Here is a 16,643-nt window from a genome sequence, read left to right as displayed (position 1 = left end):
TATGTCGATGGAAACCAATGACCATGTGCTGATCGTCGACGACGACCGCGAAATCCGCACCCTGGTGGCGGCCTATCTGGAAAAGAACGGCATGCTGGCCTCGGTGGCCGCCAGCGGGCGCCAGATGCGCGCTATCCTGGAACAGGGTCCGGTCGACCTGATCATCCTGGACCGCATGCTGCCCGGCGAAGACGGCCTGACGCTGTGCCGCGACCTGCGCGCCGGCAAATGGCGCAACGTGCCGGTATTGATGCTGACCGCGCTGGGCGAGGAAACCGACCGCATCGTCGGCCTCGAAATGGGCGCCGACGATTACCTGGCCAAGCCGTTCGCGGTGCGCGAACTGCTGGCGCGGATCCGCTCGGTACTGCGCCGCGCGCGCATGCTGCCGCCCAATTTGCAGCAGACCGAGGCGGTGCAACTGCTCGGCTTCGGCGACTGGCAGCTCGATACCACCGCGCGCCACCTGCTCGACGCCAACGGCACCATGGTGGCCTTGAGCGGCGCCGAATACCGCCTGCTGCGGGTCTTGCTCGACCATCCGCAGCGGGTGCTGACGCGCGACCAGCTGCTAAACCTGACCCAGGGCCGCGACGCCGACCAGTACGACCGCTCGATCGACCTGCTGATCAGCCGGCTGCGCCAGCGCCTGCGCGACGATGCGCGCGAACCGCGCTATATCAAGACGCTGCGCAGCGAAGGGTATATTTTCTCGGCCAAGGTCGAAATCCGCGAGACATTCCGATGAGCCGCCGGTCCTGGAGTTTATGGCCGCGCTCGCTGTTTGCGCGGCTGACGCTGATTCTGTTCGCCGGCCTGGTGCTGGCCCACGCGCTGTCGTTCAGCCTGGTGGCCTATGAGCGTTCGCAAGCGACCACCAAGCTGATGCTGGGCTACCTGGAGCGCGACATCGTCAGCTCGGTGGCCTTGCTGGAACGCTTGCCGGCCGCCGAGCGCGGCGACTGGCTGGCGCGCCTGGAACGCATGAATTACCAGTTCATCCTGGGGCCGGGCGTCAGCGGTCCGGAAACCGACGATCAACACGGCAGCCTGGTCGCGCAGGCCATCGCCAACGCCGTCGGCACCCGCTATCCGGTGCACGCCAACCTGCTGCCGGGTTTCGGCAACCGCCTGCAAGTGCACCTGCAATTGAGCGACGGCAGCCCGCTGACCATCGACCTGCGCCTGAACAGCATGCCGCTGGCGCCGTGGGTGCCGCTGCTGCTGCTGGTGCAGCTGGCGCTGATCGCCGCCTGTACCTGGCTCGGCGTGCGGCTGGCCACCCGTCCGCTGGCGCAACTGGCCAAGGCGGCCGACACGCTGGGGCCGGACCTGAACCCGGCGCGCCTGCCGGAAGACGGCCCGACCGAAGTGGCCCATGCGGCGAGCGCCTTCAACGCCATGCAGGACCGGATCGCCACCTACATGCATGAGCGGATGCAAATCCTGGCGGCCATTTCGCACGACTTGCAAACCCCGATCACCCGCATGCGGCTGCGCGCCGACACCATGGAGCAGGGTCCGCACAGCGAATCGCTGCAGCGCGACCTGGCGGAGATGCAGGCGCTGGTGCGCGAGGGGCTGACCTATGCCCGCACCTTGCACGCGGCGGCCGAGGTGCCGCTGCGGATCGACCCGGATGCGCTGCTCGAAAGCCTGGCCTTCGACTATCTCGACGCCGGCCAGGACGTGGCGCTGCAAGGCCGCATAGGCAGGGCGCTGACGGGACGGCCGCAGGCGCTGCGGCGCATCATGACCAACCTGATCGACAACGCGCTGAAGTATGCCGGCGCGGCCGAAGTGACGCTGCAAGCCGGCCCCGGCGGGCAGGTGACGATCTCGGTGCTCGATCGCGGCGCCGGCATCCCGCAAGACCAGCTGGAAGCGGTGTTCCAGCCGTTCTACCGGCTGGAAGCGTCGCGCAACCGCGAAAGCGGCGGCACCGGCCTCGGACTGGCCATCGCGCGCCAGCTGGCGCTGGCGATGAACGCCACGCTGGCGCTGCACAACCGCCCCGGCGGCGGCCTCGAAGCGCGCCTGACACTGGCCCCGGACAGCTAAATCCCACAGCGCCGCAGCACGCCAGCCCGGCGGCCCATGAGTGCAAATATAAACAACTCGGATACGATTTAATCGGAAATGCTTGACATGCTGAAATTCACCCCGTATTATCCAACTCATCCGATTGAATCGGATGCGAATTAAAAAGACGAACCCGGTTCAATCACCCGGAAACGGCAAAAAGCAATCAGGAAACCAGCCCTTGGCGGCATCAGCACAGGAAACCAGAAAATGACCATCCAACATATCTACCCGGCTGTTACAGCCCCCCTCGCATCGTTGAAGGCGACATCATGAAACCACCCTACGACCAACTGATCTTTCCAGCGGCGCAAAACGCGCAAGACCGCCAGCCGGCCGGCGGCTGGAATCCGGGCGCATTGCTGAACCGCCTGATACCGGCATCGCTGCAACTGCTGGTGGCGCGGGCCGGCATCGCCGCCGTGTTCTTCCTGTCGGGACGCACCAAGGTCGAAGGCTTCATGACCATCAAGCCATCGACCTACGAACTGTTCCGCTCGGAATACATGCTGCCGCTGCTGCCGCCGGGATTGGCCGCGCAACTGGCGACCTGTTCGGAACACCTGTTCCCGGTCTTGCTGGTGCTGGGACTGTTTACCCGCTCGGCCGCCGCCGCGCTGCTCGGCATGACCGTGGTGATCGAGATCTTCGTCTATCCCGACGCCTGGCCGACGCACCTGACCTGGGCCGGCTTGCTGCTGCCGCTGGTCGCCCACGGCGGCGGCAAGTGGTCGCTGGACCAGCTGTGGCGCCGCAAGGCCGCGTAATTTTTTGCCGTACCGATTGTTCGATTCACCCATTTAGCAGTGCCCTTTCAACCACCAAGCAAGGAGAAACAAGCATGAACCACATCACTTCCCGCGTCAGCCTCGCCGCCGCAGCAGCCCTGATCGCCATGGCCAGCGCCACCATCGCCGCGCCGGCCGCCCACGCCGCCGACAAGGAACAGCCAGGCCGCTGCTACGGCGTCAACACCTGCAAAGGCACCAGCCTGTGCGCCACCGCCAAGAACGATTGCAAGGGCTTGAACACCTGCAAGGGCGAAGGCGTCATCGTCAAGACCAAGACCGAATGCCTGGCCGCCGGCGGCACCCTGACCGAGCCGAAATAAGCGTTTTAACCTTCACTTTTTTTAAAACAGGATCAATCATGAAAACCAAATACGCGGCCGTAGCGGCCACCCTGGCACTCTCGCTGGCGACGCTGGCCACCGGCGCACACGCCGCCGATGCGGCCAAGCCGATGGAAAAATGCTTCGGCGTATCGCTGGCCGGCCACAACGATTGCGCCGCCGGCGCGGGCACTTCCTGTGCCGGCACCGCCAAGGCCGATTACCAGGGCGACGCCTGGACCCTGGTTGAAAAAGGCACGTGCACCAAGATCAAAACGCCGAAGGGTTATGGCACCTTGAAAGCCACCTCGTGAGAATCGCCATGAAAAAAGTACTGCCTTTGCTGGCCATCGCCGTCGCTGCGGCGTTCAGCGCACCATCGTTCGGCGCCGAGGCGGCTGACGCCGCCACTTCCGGCGCCGCCAAGAGCATCGTCATCGTGCCCGGCGCCTTCGTCGACGGCTCCGGCTGGCGCGTGGTGCACGACATCCTGTTCCACAAGGGCTACAAGGTCACCGTGGTGCAGCCATCGCACAACTCGCTCGACGACGACGTCGCCGCGACCCGCGAAATCCTCGACCAGCAAGTCGGTCCGGTGGTATTGGTCGGCCACAGCTTCGGCGGCTCGGTGATCACCGTGGCCGGCGAGCGCGGCAAAGTGAAGGCGCTGGTGTATGTCGCCGGCCTGATGCCGGACGTCGGCGAAAGCGCGTCGCAATTGCTGGCGTCGATGCCGCTGGCAAGCAACGACGTGCATCCGACCCGCGACGGCCACCTGTTCGTCGACAAGACCAGGTTCGGCGTCGATTTCGCCGGCGACCTGAGCACCAACCGCAGCGACTTCATGGCGGTGTCGCAAGTGTCGATCACCACTGCGGCGCTGGGCACCCAGAACTGGGTCGCCGCCTGGCGCAACAAGCCGAGCTACGCCATCCTGCCGACCGAAGACCGGGCGCTGAGCCCCGACCTGCAGCGCTGGATGTTCAAGCGCGCCGGCGCCAAGGTCACTGAAATCAAGGGCAGCCATGTGATCTACATTTCTCAGCCGGAAGCGGTCGCGAAAGTGATCGAGGAAGCCGCCTTGAGCGTCAAGTAAACCAGCCGCGCCCGGTGCGCCGCACCGGGCAATATCGAGCCGTATCCACCTGTTACAGAGATTGAAAGAACATCATGAACCACATCACTTCCCGCGTCAGCCTCGCCGCCGCAGCAGCCCTGATCGCCATGGCCAGCGCCACCATCGCCGCGCCGGCCGCCCACGCCGCCGACAAGGAACAGCCAGGCCGCTGCTACGGCGTCAACACCTGCAAGGGCACCAGCCTGTGCGCCACCGCCAAGAACGATTGCAAGGGCTTGAACACCTGCAAGGGCGAAGGCGTCATCGTCAAGACCAAGACCGAATGCCTGGCCGCCGGCGGCACCCTGACCGAACCGAAATAAGCGCCGCCCGGCCCGGCCTGTGCTCCAGGCCGGGCCCCACCTTTTTCCTTTTAACCGAGTACGCATGATGTCCGCATCCATCCCCCCATTTTCAGGCTACGGCCTTGGCCTGCGCAAAGAGCATTACCGCGACTTCCTGGAGACTTCGGTGCCAGTCGATTTTGTCGAAGTCATCTCCGAGAATTTCATGGTCGAAGGCGGCCAGCCGCGCCATATCCTGCGCCAGATCCGCGAGCGCCATCCGGTCGCGCTGCATGGCGTGTCGATGTCGATCGGCTCGGCGGATGGATTGGACCGCAACTATCTGCGGCGCCTGAAAGCGCTGGCCGACGAGGTCGAACCGCTGTTCGTTTCGGACCACCTGAGCTGGTCGCGTTTCGGCGGCTTCAACTCGCACGACCTGCTGCCGGTGTCGTATACCAAGGAAGCGCTGGATATCGTCTGCGCCAATATCGCGCTGGCGCAAGACACCCTGGGCCGGGCGATGCTGTTTGAAAATCCATCGAGCTACCTGGCCTTCGACGGCGCGTCGATGAGCGAGTGGGAATTCCTGGCGCAGATGTCGAAGCGCACCGGCTGCTACCTGCTGCTGGACGTGAACAATGTGTTCGTCAGCGCCAGCAACCACGGTTTCGACGCCGCTGCCTTCCTCGACGGCATCCCGGCGGAGCGGGTGCGCCAGATCCACCTGGCCGGCCACAGCAAAGGCCCGGACTTGCTGATCGATACCCATGACAGCCCGGTGTGCGGCGATGTCTGGTCACTGTACGCCCGGGCGATTTCGCTGCTCGGCCCGGTCGCCACGATGATCGAACGCGACGCCGACATTCCGCCGCTGCCCGATCTGATGGCCGAGCTGTCGGTGGCGCGCACGCTGGGCACGCTGGATGCGCGCGCGCGGATGGAGGAAACGGTATGACACTGGCCCAATTGCAGCGCGATTTCCAGTCCTTCCTGGTCAGCGCATCGGCCGACGCGGCGCAGCGCCTCAGCGTCAACTCGGGTTCCTGCCCGGATTGCGGCGCGTCGCCGGGACTGGCGGTGTACCAGAATAATTACCGCGCCCAGCTGGTCGGCTGCCTGGAAGCGTCGTTCCCGCAGGTGCGCGGCTGGATCGGCGCGGACGCCTTCCTGGCCGCGGCGATCGAGCATATCGACACGCACCCGCCGCATTCGTGGACGCTGGACGCCTACGCGGTCGACTTTCACCGGACCCTGAACGCGCACTTCCCGGACAATCCGGACGTGCATGAACTGGCCTGGATCGAACAGGCGCTGGCCGAGGCCTTCGTCGCGCCCGACGCCGCGCCGCTGGCGCTCGATGCGCTGGCCGCGGTCGACTGGGATAGCGTCCGGCTGCGGCTGGCGCCGTCGCTGGCCAGCCATGCCGCGACCACCAACGCGGAACAGATCTGGTCGGCGCTGTGGCAGCAGGAAGCGGTGCCGGAAAGCGCCATGCTGGAACAGCCGGGCGGCTTGCTGGTGTGGCGCCGCGGCTATCAGTCGTGCCTGAAACAGGTCGATCTGCTGGAATACCAGGCGCTGCTGCAATTGCGGCAAGACGGCAGCTTCGCCGCGCTGTGCGACTGGCTGGTCGAACGCCTCGGCGACGAAGCGGGCATCGCCAGGGCTGGCGCGCTGCTGGCCGGCTGGCTGGCCGGCGAACTGATCACCGGCATCGCATAAACACGGCGTAAGCGCCCCCTACTCAAGCATATTCATCGATATCAAAGGAAAAAATCATGTCAGACCATCTGTTATTGCGCCGCCGTTTCCTGCTGTCCGCCGCCACTGGCGCGGCCGGCCTGACGCTGGGCGGCATGGCTTCCGCGCTCGCCGCACCCGCCCCGGCCGGCCGGAAAAGCAGCGCCAGCCAGGTAATGCCCGTACGCCAGGTGCAGACCGAACTGCTCGATATCGGCTACCACGAAGTGGGGCCGGAAGAGGGCCGCCCGGTGATTCTGCTGCACGGTTTTCCGTACGATATGCACAGCTATGTCGACGTCGCGCCGATGCTGGCGGCGCAGGGCTACCGGGTCGTCGTGCCGCACTTGCGCGGCCACGGCAGCACCCGTTTCCTCGACAAGGACACGCCCCGTTCGGGCCAGCAGGCGGCCCTCGGCGCCGACGTGATCGCGCTGATGGATGCGCTGCACATTCCGGAAGCGGTGCTGGCCGGCTACGACTGGGGCGGCCGCGCGGCCTGCGTCGCGGCGGCGTTGCGGCCGACCCGCTGCGTCGGCCTGGTGTCGGTCAACAGCTACCTGATCCAGGACATCGCCAGGGCCGCCGCGCCGGCGCCGACGCACGTCGAGTGGGGCCTGTGGTACCAGTATTATTTCCAGACCGAGCGCGGCCGGGCCGGGCTGGAAGCGCACCGCCGCGACCTGGCGCGTATCCTGTGGAAAAACAATTCGCCCAGCTGGCATTTCGACGACGCCACCTTCGAGCGCGCCGCCCAGGCCTTCGACAACCCCGATTATGTCGACATCGTGATCCATTCCTACCGCCACCGGCTCGGCCTGGCGCCCGGTTATCCGGACTATGAAGCGGCCGAGAAAAAGCTCGCGCTGCTGCCGGCCATCAGCGTGCCGTCGATTACCCTCGACGGCATCGACGACGGCGTCATCGCGGCCACCGACGGCAGCGCATCGGCGGCCCGTTTCAGCGGTCCGCGCAGCCATCGTAAAATTCCGGGCGCCGGCCACAACCTGCCGCAGGAAGCGCCGCAGGCGTTCGCCGATGCAGTCGCCGAACTGGTACGCAACGGCAAATGGCGCACCTGACGCACCTGACGCACCTGACGCATCTGATTTACCATGGCCCCCGGCTTCGTTAAACTGTTACTAACCAACGCAGAAAGGATCAACCATGAGTATCGCACCGATCAATCCCGTGTCCGGCGCAGCGGCGCCTGCCGGCGCCGGCAAGAAAACCGACGGCAAGAGTTTTGACGCCGTGCTGCAAGAGGCCGTGAATGGCCCCAAGGTTCCGAAAAAATCGGCGGCCGACGAGTTGGAAGCCTACGTCAAGATGACGCCGGCACAGCGCATGCGCGCCGATATCCTGAACCGCCTGGGGTTGACGGAGGAGCAGGTGGCGCAGATGTCGCCGCAGGACCAAGAAGCGCTGGAGGGGAAGATCGCCGAACTCACCAAGCAGCAAATCGAGCTGCAACAGCAGCAAAGCGCCGCCAGGCCGGCCAGGATCAATATCAGCGTTTGACCAGTGTCCAAGGCAAGTTCTTACTTGTCTCCTCTTCACCGGGGGCGAAGAGCGCCTGACAAAACGGCCATGGCGGCAATGCACCTTGCCGTGGACGTTTGCCAGGGGTTCCGGGTTCCCGGTTTTTTTACCTCGCTTATTTACCTCACTTATTTTGCTGGGTATCCTTGACCAGGTTGTTACGCAGCTTGACCACCGCTTTCTGCAGCTTCGGAAATTCCTCCGCCGTCAAACCGCACGCCGCCACCAGGTTCATGCCAAATCCCTTTTCACGCAAGTCGCGGCCGGTATCGGTCAGGCTGACCAGCACCTGGCGCTCGTCGGCAGGGTCGCGCTGGCGGCGCAGATAACCCATCACTTCCAGCTTCTTCAGGATCGGGGTCAAGGTGTTTGACTCCAAAAACAGCTTCTCGCCCAGGCCGCCGACGGTCTGGTTGTCCTCTTCCCACAAGGCGATGATCGCGATGTACTGGGTATAGGTCAGGCCCAGCTCGTCAAGGATGGGCTTGTAGGCCCTGCCAAAGGCAAGGTTGGCGGAATAAATCGCAAAGCACAGGAAGTCGGCGAGTTTCGCGCTGCGCGGGTCGGCTTGGTCGGCCGGGTCGGTGGTTTTCATTTGTTTCCTTCTAGGCATCAAAACAGCTTCTGATCGTGCTAGCATTATATATCGGATGCGATTTAGTCGAAAGTATTGACATATCCTGCCGTTCGCGTATTATTCGACTTACCCGATTCAATCGGATACGATATAAACCCTATTACATTGATCAAGGACCCATCATGACTTCCAGCGCAAAAGTACTGTACACAGGTAAAACCCATACCACCGGCGGCCGCGACGGCGCCTCGCACAGCTCGGACAGCCGGCTGGCCGTCAAGCTGTCGTCGCCAGGCACGGCCGGCGAGGGCACCAATCCGGAGCAGTTGTTCGCCGCTGGCTGGTCGGCCTGCTTTATCGGTGCGATGGGATTGGCGGCGCGCGCGCTGCATATCGCGCTGCCGCAAGATGTGGCGGTCGACGCCGAAGTCGACCTGGTCACGGCGGACGGCGCCTACTTCCTGCAAGCGCGCCTGAATGTCAGCCTGCCGGGCATCGCGCCGGACACCGCGCGCGCGCTGACCGACGCGGCGCACCAGACTTGCCCGTATTCGAAAGCGACGCGCGGCAATATCGACGTCGTCATTAATCTGGTGTAACGGCGTATTATGCTGCGCGGCGGTATGGCAGTTGTTGATGGGCCGGGGCCGGCAGCAGCGTGGTCTCGACCGGCCGCAGCAGCGCGCCCGCGTGATCGTCGCGCAACGTAAATACCGCCACCACGCCGACCAGGCTGGTGGCCCGCTCTTGCAGCGCTTCCGCCGCGGCGGCCGCTTCCTCGACCAGCGCGGCGTTTTGCTGGGTCACCTGGTCCATCTGGGCAATCGCCTGGTTGACTTGCTCGATGCCGGCGCTTTGCTCGTGGCTGGCGGAAGAAATTTCGCCCATGATGTCGGTCACGCGCTTGATGCTGGAAACGATCTCTTCCATCGTGGCGCCGGCCTGGTCGACCAGCACGCTGCCGGCCGCGACTTTATCGACCGAATCGCCGATCAGCGACTTGATTTCCTTGGCCGCCGCCGCGCTGCGCTGCGCCAGGTTGCGCACTTCGGTGGCGACCACGGCAAAGCCGCGTCCCTGCTCGCCGGCGCGGGCCGCTTCGACCGCCGCGTTCAAGGCCAGGATATTGGTCTGGAACGCAATCCCGTCGATCACGCCGATGATGTCGGCAATTTTCTTGGCCGATTCATTGATCGATCCCATCGTGTCGACCACTTGCGCCACCACCGCGCCGCCCTTGACGGCTACCGCCGACGCCGACAGCGCCAGGCCGTTGGCTTGCTGCGCATGCTCGGTATTCTGCCTGACGGCGGCGGTCAGCTGTTCCAGGCTGGCGGCGGTTTCTTCCAGCGACGACGCTTGCTGTTCGGTACGCACAGACAAGTCGGCATTGCCGGCCGTAATTTGCCGCGCGGCGACGCTGACCGTATCGGCCGACATGCGCACGGTGGCGATCACTTCGACGATGCGCGCCAATAACTTGTTGAACGCGGTCGCCGTCAGGCCCACTTCATCCATCCGCGCGACCGGCATCGGCGCCGACAGGTCGAGCGATTCGCCGACCCGCTCCAGCGTGTGCTGAATATTGCCCAGTCCGCCGCTGATGACGCGGTAGATATGCAGCGCCATCGCGCCCGTCAGCAGCAGCACGCCGGCCAGCACCGCCAGCATGCCGTACAGCGCGGTGTCGTAGGCGTCCAGGCTTTCCTGCTTGACGTCGTCGATCAGCTTGTTGTTATAGGCCAGGTGGTCATCCATGCTTTTCTTGGCGGCGGCGGCGGCCAGCGCCAGCGGCGTACCTGCCAGCAAGGTGGCGCGCACGCCATCCATGTCGCCCGCATACGCGGCGGTAAAGAACGGCGCCAGCGCTTGCCGGTAAACATCCATCGCGGCCTTGTCGGCGTCCAGCATCTTGCGGTCGGTCTCGTCATAGATGCGTTCCGCGCGATATTTTTCGACGATCGAGTCGAACGCCTGGTTGGCGTCGGCCAGCGATTTATTCAGCGCCGTCTTGTCTTCCAGATTCGAGAACACCGACAGGCGGTAGCCGGCCAGCCGGCTGTCGGTCAGCGCGGCCTTGGCTTCATTCAAGCCCTGGATGCTGGGAATGATACGGCTCTGCACCGTGTCGAAACGCTGCTGGGCGCGTTGCAGTTGCCACGCGCCGCCGGCGCCCAGGCAAATCAGGGCGAGCAGGGCGATGGAGAGGGTCAGGATCAGTTGCTTGGTAATTTTCATATGGATGGCTTGCTGAAAGAAGGCGGCCGGTGGTCTGGCTGCGGTGGATGCCGCAGCCAGCCGCTGCCAGGCGGAACAGGAAAGAAAAAAACGTCAGGCGCTGGCCGAGCGATCGTCACGCAGCCAGCGGGGCTTGCGCGACAATGCGCCGCAGCACATCGCCATGCTCGTGGCAAAGCCGTACGCCGGCCTGGTAACCCACATCGAACAGCAATTGCATGTTCGACGTCGACCAGTCCAGCGTGTCGGGCCAGTGCTCCTCGGGGATGCCGCCCATCAAGTCCAGCTTCAGGATGCGCCGCTTGGCGCGTCCGGTGGCCGCATCGGTGTTGTGCTCCAGTTCGAACAGCCGCTGCTCGGTCTTGGCGATCTTCACCAGCGGCGTGATGATCGAGCGCACCCACGCGTCGTACAGGTTGCGCGGCTTGCGCAGCAGCCGCTCGTCGCCGAGGATGTCGAGGATCACCAGGGTGTCGGTATCGGCATGCTCACCCTTGCCTTCGATAAAGGGATCGAAATTGAGCGTATCGAGCGCCGCGCCTTCGATGTAGTCGTCGCCGCCGATCTCGGTCGGCGCATACAGGAAGGGGAACGACAGCGCCGCCCGCACGTGCACGGCCTTGATCTCGTGCTTGCCCCAGATCTGCATGCGCTGCTGCGTCAGGTTATAGGCGTTGATGTAAAACGCCGGCCGCATCGATGGCACGGCGGAAAAGTCGACCGACTGTTCCAGCTGCGGCAGGTGCGCGCACAGGCCCAGGCTGTTCATCGACAGGTCCGACGGCGATAGCGAGGACATCATCAACTGGGTCCAGTCCGCCCAGACCCCCGGCACGCTGGAAAACGGGAACATGCCGCGGAAGACATCGGCCTGCGTGCCCGGCTTCTGGAATATCTTGTAATTGATCGGGAGCATCTTGTAAATGCTGTCGGCCACGCCGGTATCGGCCCAGCGCTGCAAGGCCTGGCGCGGCGCGCCATCCTTCGGTGCGGTATAAAGCAGGCCCATCAAGACGCCGGCGCCGGACGCGGAAATCACGTCGAACTCGATTTGCTGGTCGACAAAAGCGGCCAGCGCGCCAGCGATCAAGGTCGAATTCGGCGCGCCGCCGCCCAGTACTAAACCGATCTTGGGCAACGCGGAAGGGTATGGCGTATTCACTACTTTCATGTGGATTCCCAGATTGGCGTACAACGTTCAAGCTCCCCCCCGAACCACAGGATTTTCTCCGGATCCGGCCGGCCATCACGCCAATTACTGCAGCGTAATGTTAACTAAATTAGATGTGAAAATAGCATATCAAAATTCCATGCGGCAATTTATTTTCCATATATACGATATTCAGAAAAGCAATATGTAGCAGGCATGCGGCTGGCCCGCCATCAAGGCAGGCAAACATGGCAAAGAAAATAGGAAAAGGAGGGGGCAGGCAACCGAATAAAGACCAGCCGGCAATTTGCCGTGCTCGCCTTTTTGCGCTGGGCGCAATCGCTATCGGGAAAAACCGCTGGCGGTCGAGGCCGCACAAGCATGTTTTTTCATTAATATACTATAAGCCGGCACTCGCACAATTGATTTCCATCAATTCAAGCCACCACAGCTGTCGCGAGGCAAGTCTTGCTGGCCATGCCATGCGGCGAGAATTCCGTACGCACACGCAAGTAATACGGATGGGCAAGTATTCCCGCGCCGGCTTGCCGGCGCTAGACTCGGGCTGCGGCGTCGATGCCGGACCTGCAACTTTTTATAACCTTGCCCGACCAGAAAGCCCGACTTGAGCCAGCCGATACCTCTCTTTCCCCCCAAGCCGCAGCCGGCACGGCGGCGCTCCCGGCGCTCCCTGCTCTGGGCCGCGCCCGCCTTGTTATGCGCGGCCGGTGTGCTGGCGGCGCTGGCGCTGAATGGCTGCGCCGCCATCGGCGCGACGCCGGACGGCGCGCGGCTGGCCGAACTGCGCCAGTCGCCGCAATGGCATGGCGACCACTTCGACAATCCGCAACCGATCTGGGCCAATCTGCGCGGCGCGCTGACACGACTGGTGTTCGGTCCGTCGCCGGCCGGCCAGACGCCGGACGCGCCGCTGCCGGTGGTGCACGACACGGCGGCCAGCTTCGCCCAGGCGCCCGCGTCGGGATTGCGCGTCACCTGGTTCGGGCATTCCTACGCCTTGCTGGAAATCGATGGCGACAAGGTGCTGATCGACCCGTTCGACAGCCAGCGCGCGTCGCCGTTCGGCTGGATCGGCCCGCAGCGCTGGTATCCGTCGCCGGTGGCGCTGAAGGACTTGCCGAAGATCGACGCAGTCGTCATTTCGCATGACCATTACGATCACCTGGACCAGGCCAGCATCGTCGCGATGAAGGAGTGGAGCAATATCTTCGTCGTGCCGCTGGGCGTCGGCGCGCACCTGCTGCGCTGGGGCATCCCGCCAGACCGCATCGTCGAACTGGACTGGTGGCAATCGGCCCATGTTGGCGGCCTGGAAATCGTGGCGACGCCGTCGCGCCATGCGTCCGGGCGGACTTCGCCAGGCAGCAATCAAACCCTGTGGGCCGGCTACGCCATCATCGGCGCGCGGCACCGCGCCTGGTATTCCGGCGACACCGGTTTTCACAACGAGCTGGGCAAGATAGGAGAGCGCCTGGGCCCGTTCGACGTCACTCTGATCGAGGCCGGTCAATACGACGCCAACTGGCCGGATACCCATCTGGGACCGGAACAGGCGGTCGAGGCGCACCGCCTGGTGCGCGGCAAGTACCTGATCCCGGTGCACTGGGCGCTGCTGAAGCTGGCCAAGCATGCGTGGACCGAACCGGCCGAACGGGTGCTGGCCGCCGCCGATTGCCGCGGCGTGCCGGTGCTGCTGCCGCGTCCCGGCGAAAGCGTCGAACCGTCGGACAGCGCCAGCATGACGCCGTGGTGGCCGCGCATCGCATGGCAGAGCGCCGCCGCCCAGCCGGTACTGGCCACCGCGCACGGGGCGCCGTCCGAACGGGTCGAACTGGCGCCCTGCACCCGGCAAAGCAGCGCCCAGCTTTAAATACCGATCCGGGCAGGAAATGCATCGCCGCTGCCGGGGATCGGTTCAGCAGCGCGGCCAAGACAGGCCGCAGCTGCAAAAAACAGTTGCGCATCCTGCCCCATCGGCTGCCAGCGGCGCCCTCCGCCGACAACGGTCAATACCGCATCACCTCATTCCCCGGTCAAGGCCAGGGTATCGATCTGCGCTGTCGGCGCAACGTATCCCGACACACAACAGATACATGGCAGACATACAACAGATACATGGCCTTGCCATACTGGCGACGCTTCTTTCGGGCTCGCGCAGCCCCTGTCGACCACCACCCTCACCAGCAAGGAAATGTACATGAAGAGAACTTACGCCGTCATCGCCAGCGCCATCGCATGCGCCGCTTTCACCAGCGGCGCCGGCGCGCAGGAACGCATCCGGCCGCCCGGCGCAAGGAACGTCATCATCGTCCACGATGCGTTTGTCGACGGCTCGGGCTGGCGCGCGGTGCATGACATCCTGTACCAGAAGGGCTATAACGTCAGCGTGGTGCAAAATACCCTGCATTCGCTGCAGGAAGACGCCGTCGCGCTGGACAAGCAGCTGATGTACGCCGACGGGCCGGCGGTACTGGTCGGCCACGGCTACGGCGGTTCCGTGATCACCATCGGCGGCAGCAACAAAAAGGTGAAGGCGCTGGTGTATGTGGCCGGCTATGCGCCGGACGTGTCCGAAAGCGTGTCGCAACTGGCCAACTCGATGCCGCCCGCGAACGACAGCCTGCGCACCACCTTCGACGGTTTTGTCTTCATTAACCCGGCCTACTTTGGGCGCGACTACGCCGCCGACCTGCCCGAAACAAGCAGCGCCTACATGGCGGTGTCGCAACAGCACGCGACCACCACCGCGCTGGGCGGCCAGTCGCGCACGGTGGCATGGCGCGGCACGCCCAGTTACGGCATCGTGGCCAGCGACGACCGCATCGTCAAGCCGGAATTGCAGCGCTGGATGTATCAGCGCGCCGGCAGCAAGGTCACTGAAATCAAGGCCAGCCATGCGCTGTACATCTCGCAACCGGAAGCCGTGGCCAAGGTCATAGAAGAGGCGGCACTGGCCGCCAAATGACGCTTTAACTTATTTATTTTTTTCTGACGGCACAAATTCTTTCATGACCGCGTCCCGTATCAGCGCTGGCGGCAGCAATCCCTGCGCAAGGATAAAGTCATGGAAGCGCCGTACATTAAACTGATTGCCCAGAGTGGCCGCTGTTTCTTTCCTTAAATCGATCAACTTGCTAAAACCATGGAAATAGCCGGCATTGGATTGTTCCGGCGTGATCGATAAATAGCCGGCCGCTTGCTTCTGCGCAAAGCCTTTTGACAATACCACGTCGTTCGTCAATATCTCGACGGCTTGCTGCTGCGTTACCTTTCCAGCTTGTAGTTCCACTTCCAGGAAAGCACTGGCGGCAGAAAGCAATCTTTGATCCAGCGACATCAGCTGGCCTTCGAGCGGTATATAAGGCGCGATAATATACCGTGCATACATACCCCATCCTTCGACATTGGTTGAATTGGCGGCATACTGGTAACGTGCCTGCGACATTTTATTGTCTATTAACTTGTCAATCTGGAGATCATGGCCAGGCCTTGCTTCATGGGCAATAAGATCCCAGGAAATCGCATCAAAGGTAAAATCATCATACTTGATGGTCTCTTTTCCTCCCGGCGCCACAGGCGGATTGAACGGCAAGATGAATTGGGCGCGCTGCCCTGTATTATTCAGGAAAGACGGCGGCACGATGCTTGGCGCCGGCATTTTTGCGGTTTCCGCCGCGCTAGCCATCCTGACAATCGCCGGTTGATCCGGAAGGGTCAGCTGCTGCTGCTTGCGGATAATCTCTTCAATCTCTTTCAGATGCCCTTCATACAAGGGAAGGATCGCATCGCCATGGATCTGTTCCTTTTTAAGCTCGGCGATCACATCACGGTAATCGGCAGAAGGCAAATGCCGCTGTTCAGCGATCTGCTTTGCAATCTGCTGCATGTCATGCTGAATACTGGTAAATGCGGCATGTGCCGAAGCGGCCAGTTCAGCAGGCGGGATATCAATGCCGGATGCTTCGAGTGCAAGCGCATACTCCTCTGGCGGAAGGCGTGCATCCTGGCGGGCTTTAACCAGCACATGCTGGCGCACCCATAGATCGTATTCCGCTACCTGGGCTTTTATTTTCTGATACGGCTCTTCCCATCCGCTCAGTTTATATTCCTTGCAGAGTGTTTCTATCCTGCCGATCAGAATCGCATTGCGTGACAACCCCGCTTCTATCTGTTGCACGGGTGGATAGACCATATCCTTTCCGGCGATCTGCCGTGCAGTACGTTCGCGCAATAACGTGGCATATGGACGATAACCTTTTTCCATCCCCGCATATTTTCTCATTCTGATGACAGCCGCGTCACGTCTTGCCGCAGGTATTTCATCATTCAGTAATACGCTCAGGCCACCGTACATCATCGCCGCCGCATTCATGAAAGGAACGATGTGTTCCTTTTCAAAATCATGCCGGCGTAGATCCAGCTGTATATTATTAATTAAAATATTCAGATCATGTTTGACTGCAAGATCCTGTTCGGTACGCAAGCTGGCGATATAACTATTCAACAGCAACTGCTTTTCTTTTCTCTGTGTCGCCTGATTGGCCGGGCTGGGCACCGATATTTCACTGTCATAGGGTGCGGCCCCTTCCGCGGACCAATGTTCCGGTGAATATTTTTTATCCAGGTTCATCAGCAATGCCGTGTACCGGTTTGATTTCGCCACCCAGGATGGATCTTGCGCCTCCGGTTTGGTGTGCGCCTTGGCCGCCAGCGGAGAAATACATAATGCCATGACGACATATGCAGCCAATTGTTTTTGTCTCTTTTTCATTATCATT

Annotated in this window: 18 protein-coding genes; 14 read left to right on the top strand and 4 right to left on the bottom strand. The window is 62.7% G+C overall.

Annotated elements, in window-relative coordinates; all coding sequences use genetic code 11:
• The first annotated feature begins 7 nt into the window (after positions 1–7).
• The 11 genes from GJA_RS24885 to GJA_RS24835 all read left to right on the top strand — a co-directional run bounded on the left by GJA_RS24885 (position 8) and on the right by GJA_RS24835 (position 7,858).
• The gene (locus tag GJA_RS24885) at positions 8–748 is read left to right on the top strand and encodes a response regulator (protein WP_038501065.1); all 741 of its coding nucleotides are present in this window, start codon (positions 8–10) and stop codon (positions 746–748) included.
• On the top strand, positions 745–2,061 hold the full coding sequence (locus GJA_RS24880) for a sensor histidine kinase (protein WP_038497744.1): 1,317 nt from the start codon (positions 745–747) through the stop codon (positions 2,059–2,061). Before GJA_RS24885 ends, GJA_RS24880 begins: the two co-directional genes overlap by 4 nt.
• Positions 2,062–2,354: 293 nt before the next feature.
• On the top strand, positions 2,355–2,849 hold the full coding sequence (locus GJA_RS24875) for a DoxX family protein (protein ID WP_081905565.1): 495 nt from the start codon (positions 2,355–2,357) through the stop codon (positions 2,847–2,849).
• A gap of 74 nt (positions 2,850–2,923) precedes the next feature.
• Positions 2,924–3,193, top strand: a complete 270-nt coding sequence (gene bufA2 / locus GJA_RS24870) for a BufA2 family periplasmic bufferin-type metallophore (RefSeq protein WP_038497735.1) — start codon at positions 2,924–2,926, stop codon at positions 3,191–3,193.
• Positions 3,194–3,231: 38 nt separating this feature from the next.
• Entirely contained in the window at positions 3,232–3,507 is a 276-nt protein-coding gene (locus GJA_RS24865; RefSeq protein ID WP_038497741.1) for a BufA1 family periplasmic bufferin-type metallophore, read from the top strand.
• 8 nt (positions 3,508–3,515) lie between these two features.
• On the top strand, positions 3,516–4,289 hold the full coding sequence (locus tag GJA_RS24860) for an alpha/beta hydrolase (protein WP_038497739.1): 774 nt from the start codon (positions 3,516–3,518) through the stop codon (positions 4,287–4,289).
• A 74-nt stretch (positions 4,290–4,363) separates the two neighbouring features.
• Positions 4,364–4,633 carry a BufA2 family periplasmic bufferin-type metallophore gene (gene bufA2 / locus GJA_RS24855; RefSeq protein WP_038497735.1) on the top strand — a complete coding sequence of 90 codons (270 nt, stop codon included), beginning with the start codon at positions 4,364–4,366 and terminating at the stop codon, positions 4,631–4,633.
• 67 nt (positions 4,634–4,700) lie between these two features.
• Positions 4,701–5,552 carry an MNIO family bufferin maturase gene (bufB, locus tag GJA_RS24850; RefSeq protein WP_038501059.1) on the top strand — a complete coding sequence of 284 codons (852 nt, stop codon included), beginning with the start codon at positions 4,701–4,703 and terminating at the stop codon, positions 5,550–5,552.
• Entirely contained in the window at positions 5,549–6,319 is a 771-nt protein-coding gene (locus tag GJA_RS24845; RefSeq protein WP_038497731.1) for an HvfC/BufC N-terminal domain-containing protein, read from the top strand. Before bufB ends, GJA_RS24845 begins: the two co-directional genes overlap by 4 nt.
• A 56-nt stretch (positions 6,320–6,375) precedes the next feature.
• The gene (locus tag GJA_RS24840; RefSeq protein ID WP_167541147.1) at positions 6,376–7,419 is read left to right on the top strand and encodes an alpha/beta fold hydrolase; all 1,044 of its coding nucleotides are present in this window, start codon (positions 6,376–6,378) and stop codon (positions 7,417–7,419) included.
• 85 nt (positions 7,420–7,504) lie between these two features.
• Positions 7,505–7,858, top strand: coding sequence for a hypothetical protein (locus GJA_RS24835; protein WP_051781308.1), 354 nt, complete (start codon positions 7,505–7,507; stop codon positions 7,856–7,858).
• 145 nt (positions 7,859–8,003) lie between these two features.
• On the opposite strand, the gene GJA_RS24830 is transcribed toward GJA_RS24835, so the two are convergent.
• A complete protein-coding gene (locus GJA_RS24830; protein WP_038497728.1) occupies positions 8,004–8,474 on the bottom strand; it encodes a MarR family winged helix-turn-helix transcriptional regulator in 471 nt (156 codons plus the stop codon).
• Between the two features lie 164 nt (positions 8,475–8,638).
• Here GJA_RS24830 and GJA_RS24825 point away from each other — a divergent pair, with 164 nt between their 5' ends.
• Positions 8,639–9,055 carry an organic hydroperoxide resistance protein gene (locus tag GJA_RS24825; RefSeq protein ID WP_038497725.1) on the top strand — a complete coding sequence of 139 codons (417 nt, stop codon included), beginning with the start codon at positions 8,639–8,641 and terminating at the stop codon, positions 9,053–9,055.
• Between the two features lie 7 nt (positions 9,056–9,062).
• Here GJA_RS24825 and GJA_RS24820 read toward each other — a convergent pair whose 3' ends face one another.
• The gene (locus tag GJA_RS24820; protein WP_038497722.1) at positions 9,063–10,694 is read right to left on the bottom strand and encodes a methyl-accepting chemotaxis protein; all 1,632 of its coding nucleotides are present in this window, start codon (positions 10,692–10,694) and stop codon (positions 9,063–9,065) included.
• A 115-nt stretch (positions 10,695–10,809) separates the two neighbouring features.
• Positions 10,810–11,865: a patatin-like phospholipase family protein gene (locus tag GJA_RS24815; protein ID WP_051781307.1), complete on the bottom strand. Its 1,056-nt coding sequence runs from the start codon at positions 11,863–11,865 to the stop codon at positions 10,810–10,812.
• A gap of 604 nt (positions 11,866–12,469) precedes the next feature.
• On the opposite strand from GJA_RS24815, the gene GJA_RS24810 reads away from it, so the two are divergent.
• Positions 12,470–13,735 carry an MBL fold metallo-hydrolase gene (locus GJA_RS24810; RefSeq protein WP_197539812.1) on the top strand — a complete coding sequence of 422 codons (1,266 nt, stop codon included), beginning with the start codon at positions 12,470–12,472 and terminating at the stop codon, positions 13,733–13,735.
• A gap of 327 nt (positions 13,736–14,062) precedes the next feature.
• The gene (locus GJA_RS24805; protein WP_242404625.1) at positions 14,063–14,830 is read left to right on the top strand and encodes an alpha/beta fold hydrolase; all 768 of its coding nucleotides are present in this window, start codon (positions 14,063–14,065) and stop codon (positions 14,828–14,830) included.
• Positions 14,831–14,839: 9 nt separating this feature from the next.
• On the opposite strand, the gene GJA_RS24800 is transcribed toward GJA_RS24805, so the two are convergent.
• Entirely contained in the window at positions 14,840–16,636 is a 1,797-nt protein-coding gene (locus tag GJA_RS24800; protein WP_167541146.1) for a DUF885 family protein, read from the bottom strand.
• Positions 16,637–16,643: the final 7 nt, after the last annotated feature.

It is taken from the genome of Janthinobacterium agaricidamnosum NBRC 102515 = DSM 9628, from assembly GCF_000723165.1.
Taxonomy (GTDB): domain Bacteria; phylum Pseudomonadota; class Gammaproteobacteria; order Burkholderiales; family Burkholderiaceae_D; genus Janthinobacterium; species Janthinobacterium agaricidamnosum.
This window is presented reverse-complemented; position numbering and strand designations above follow the sequence as displayed.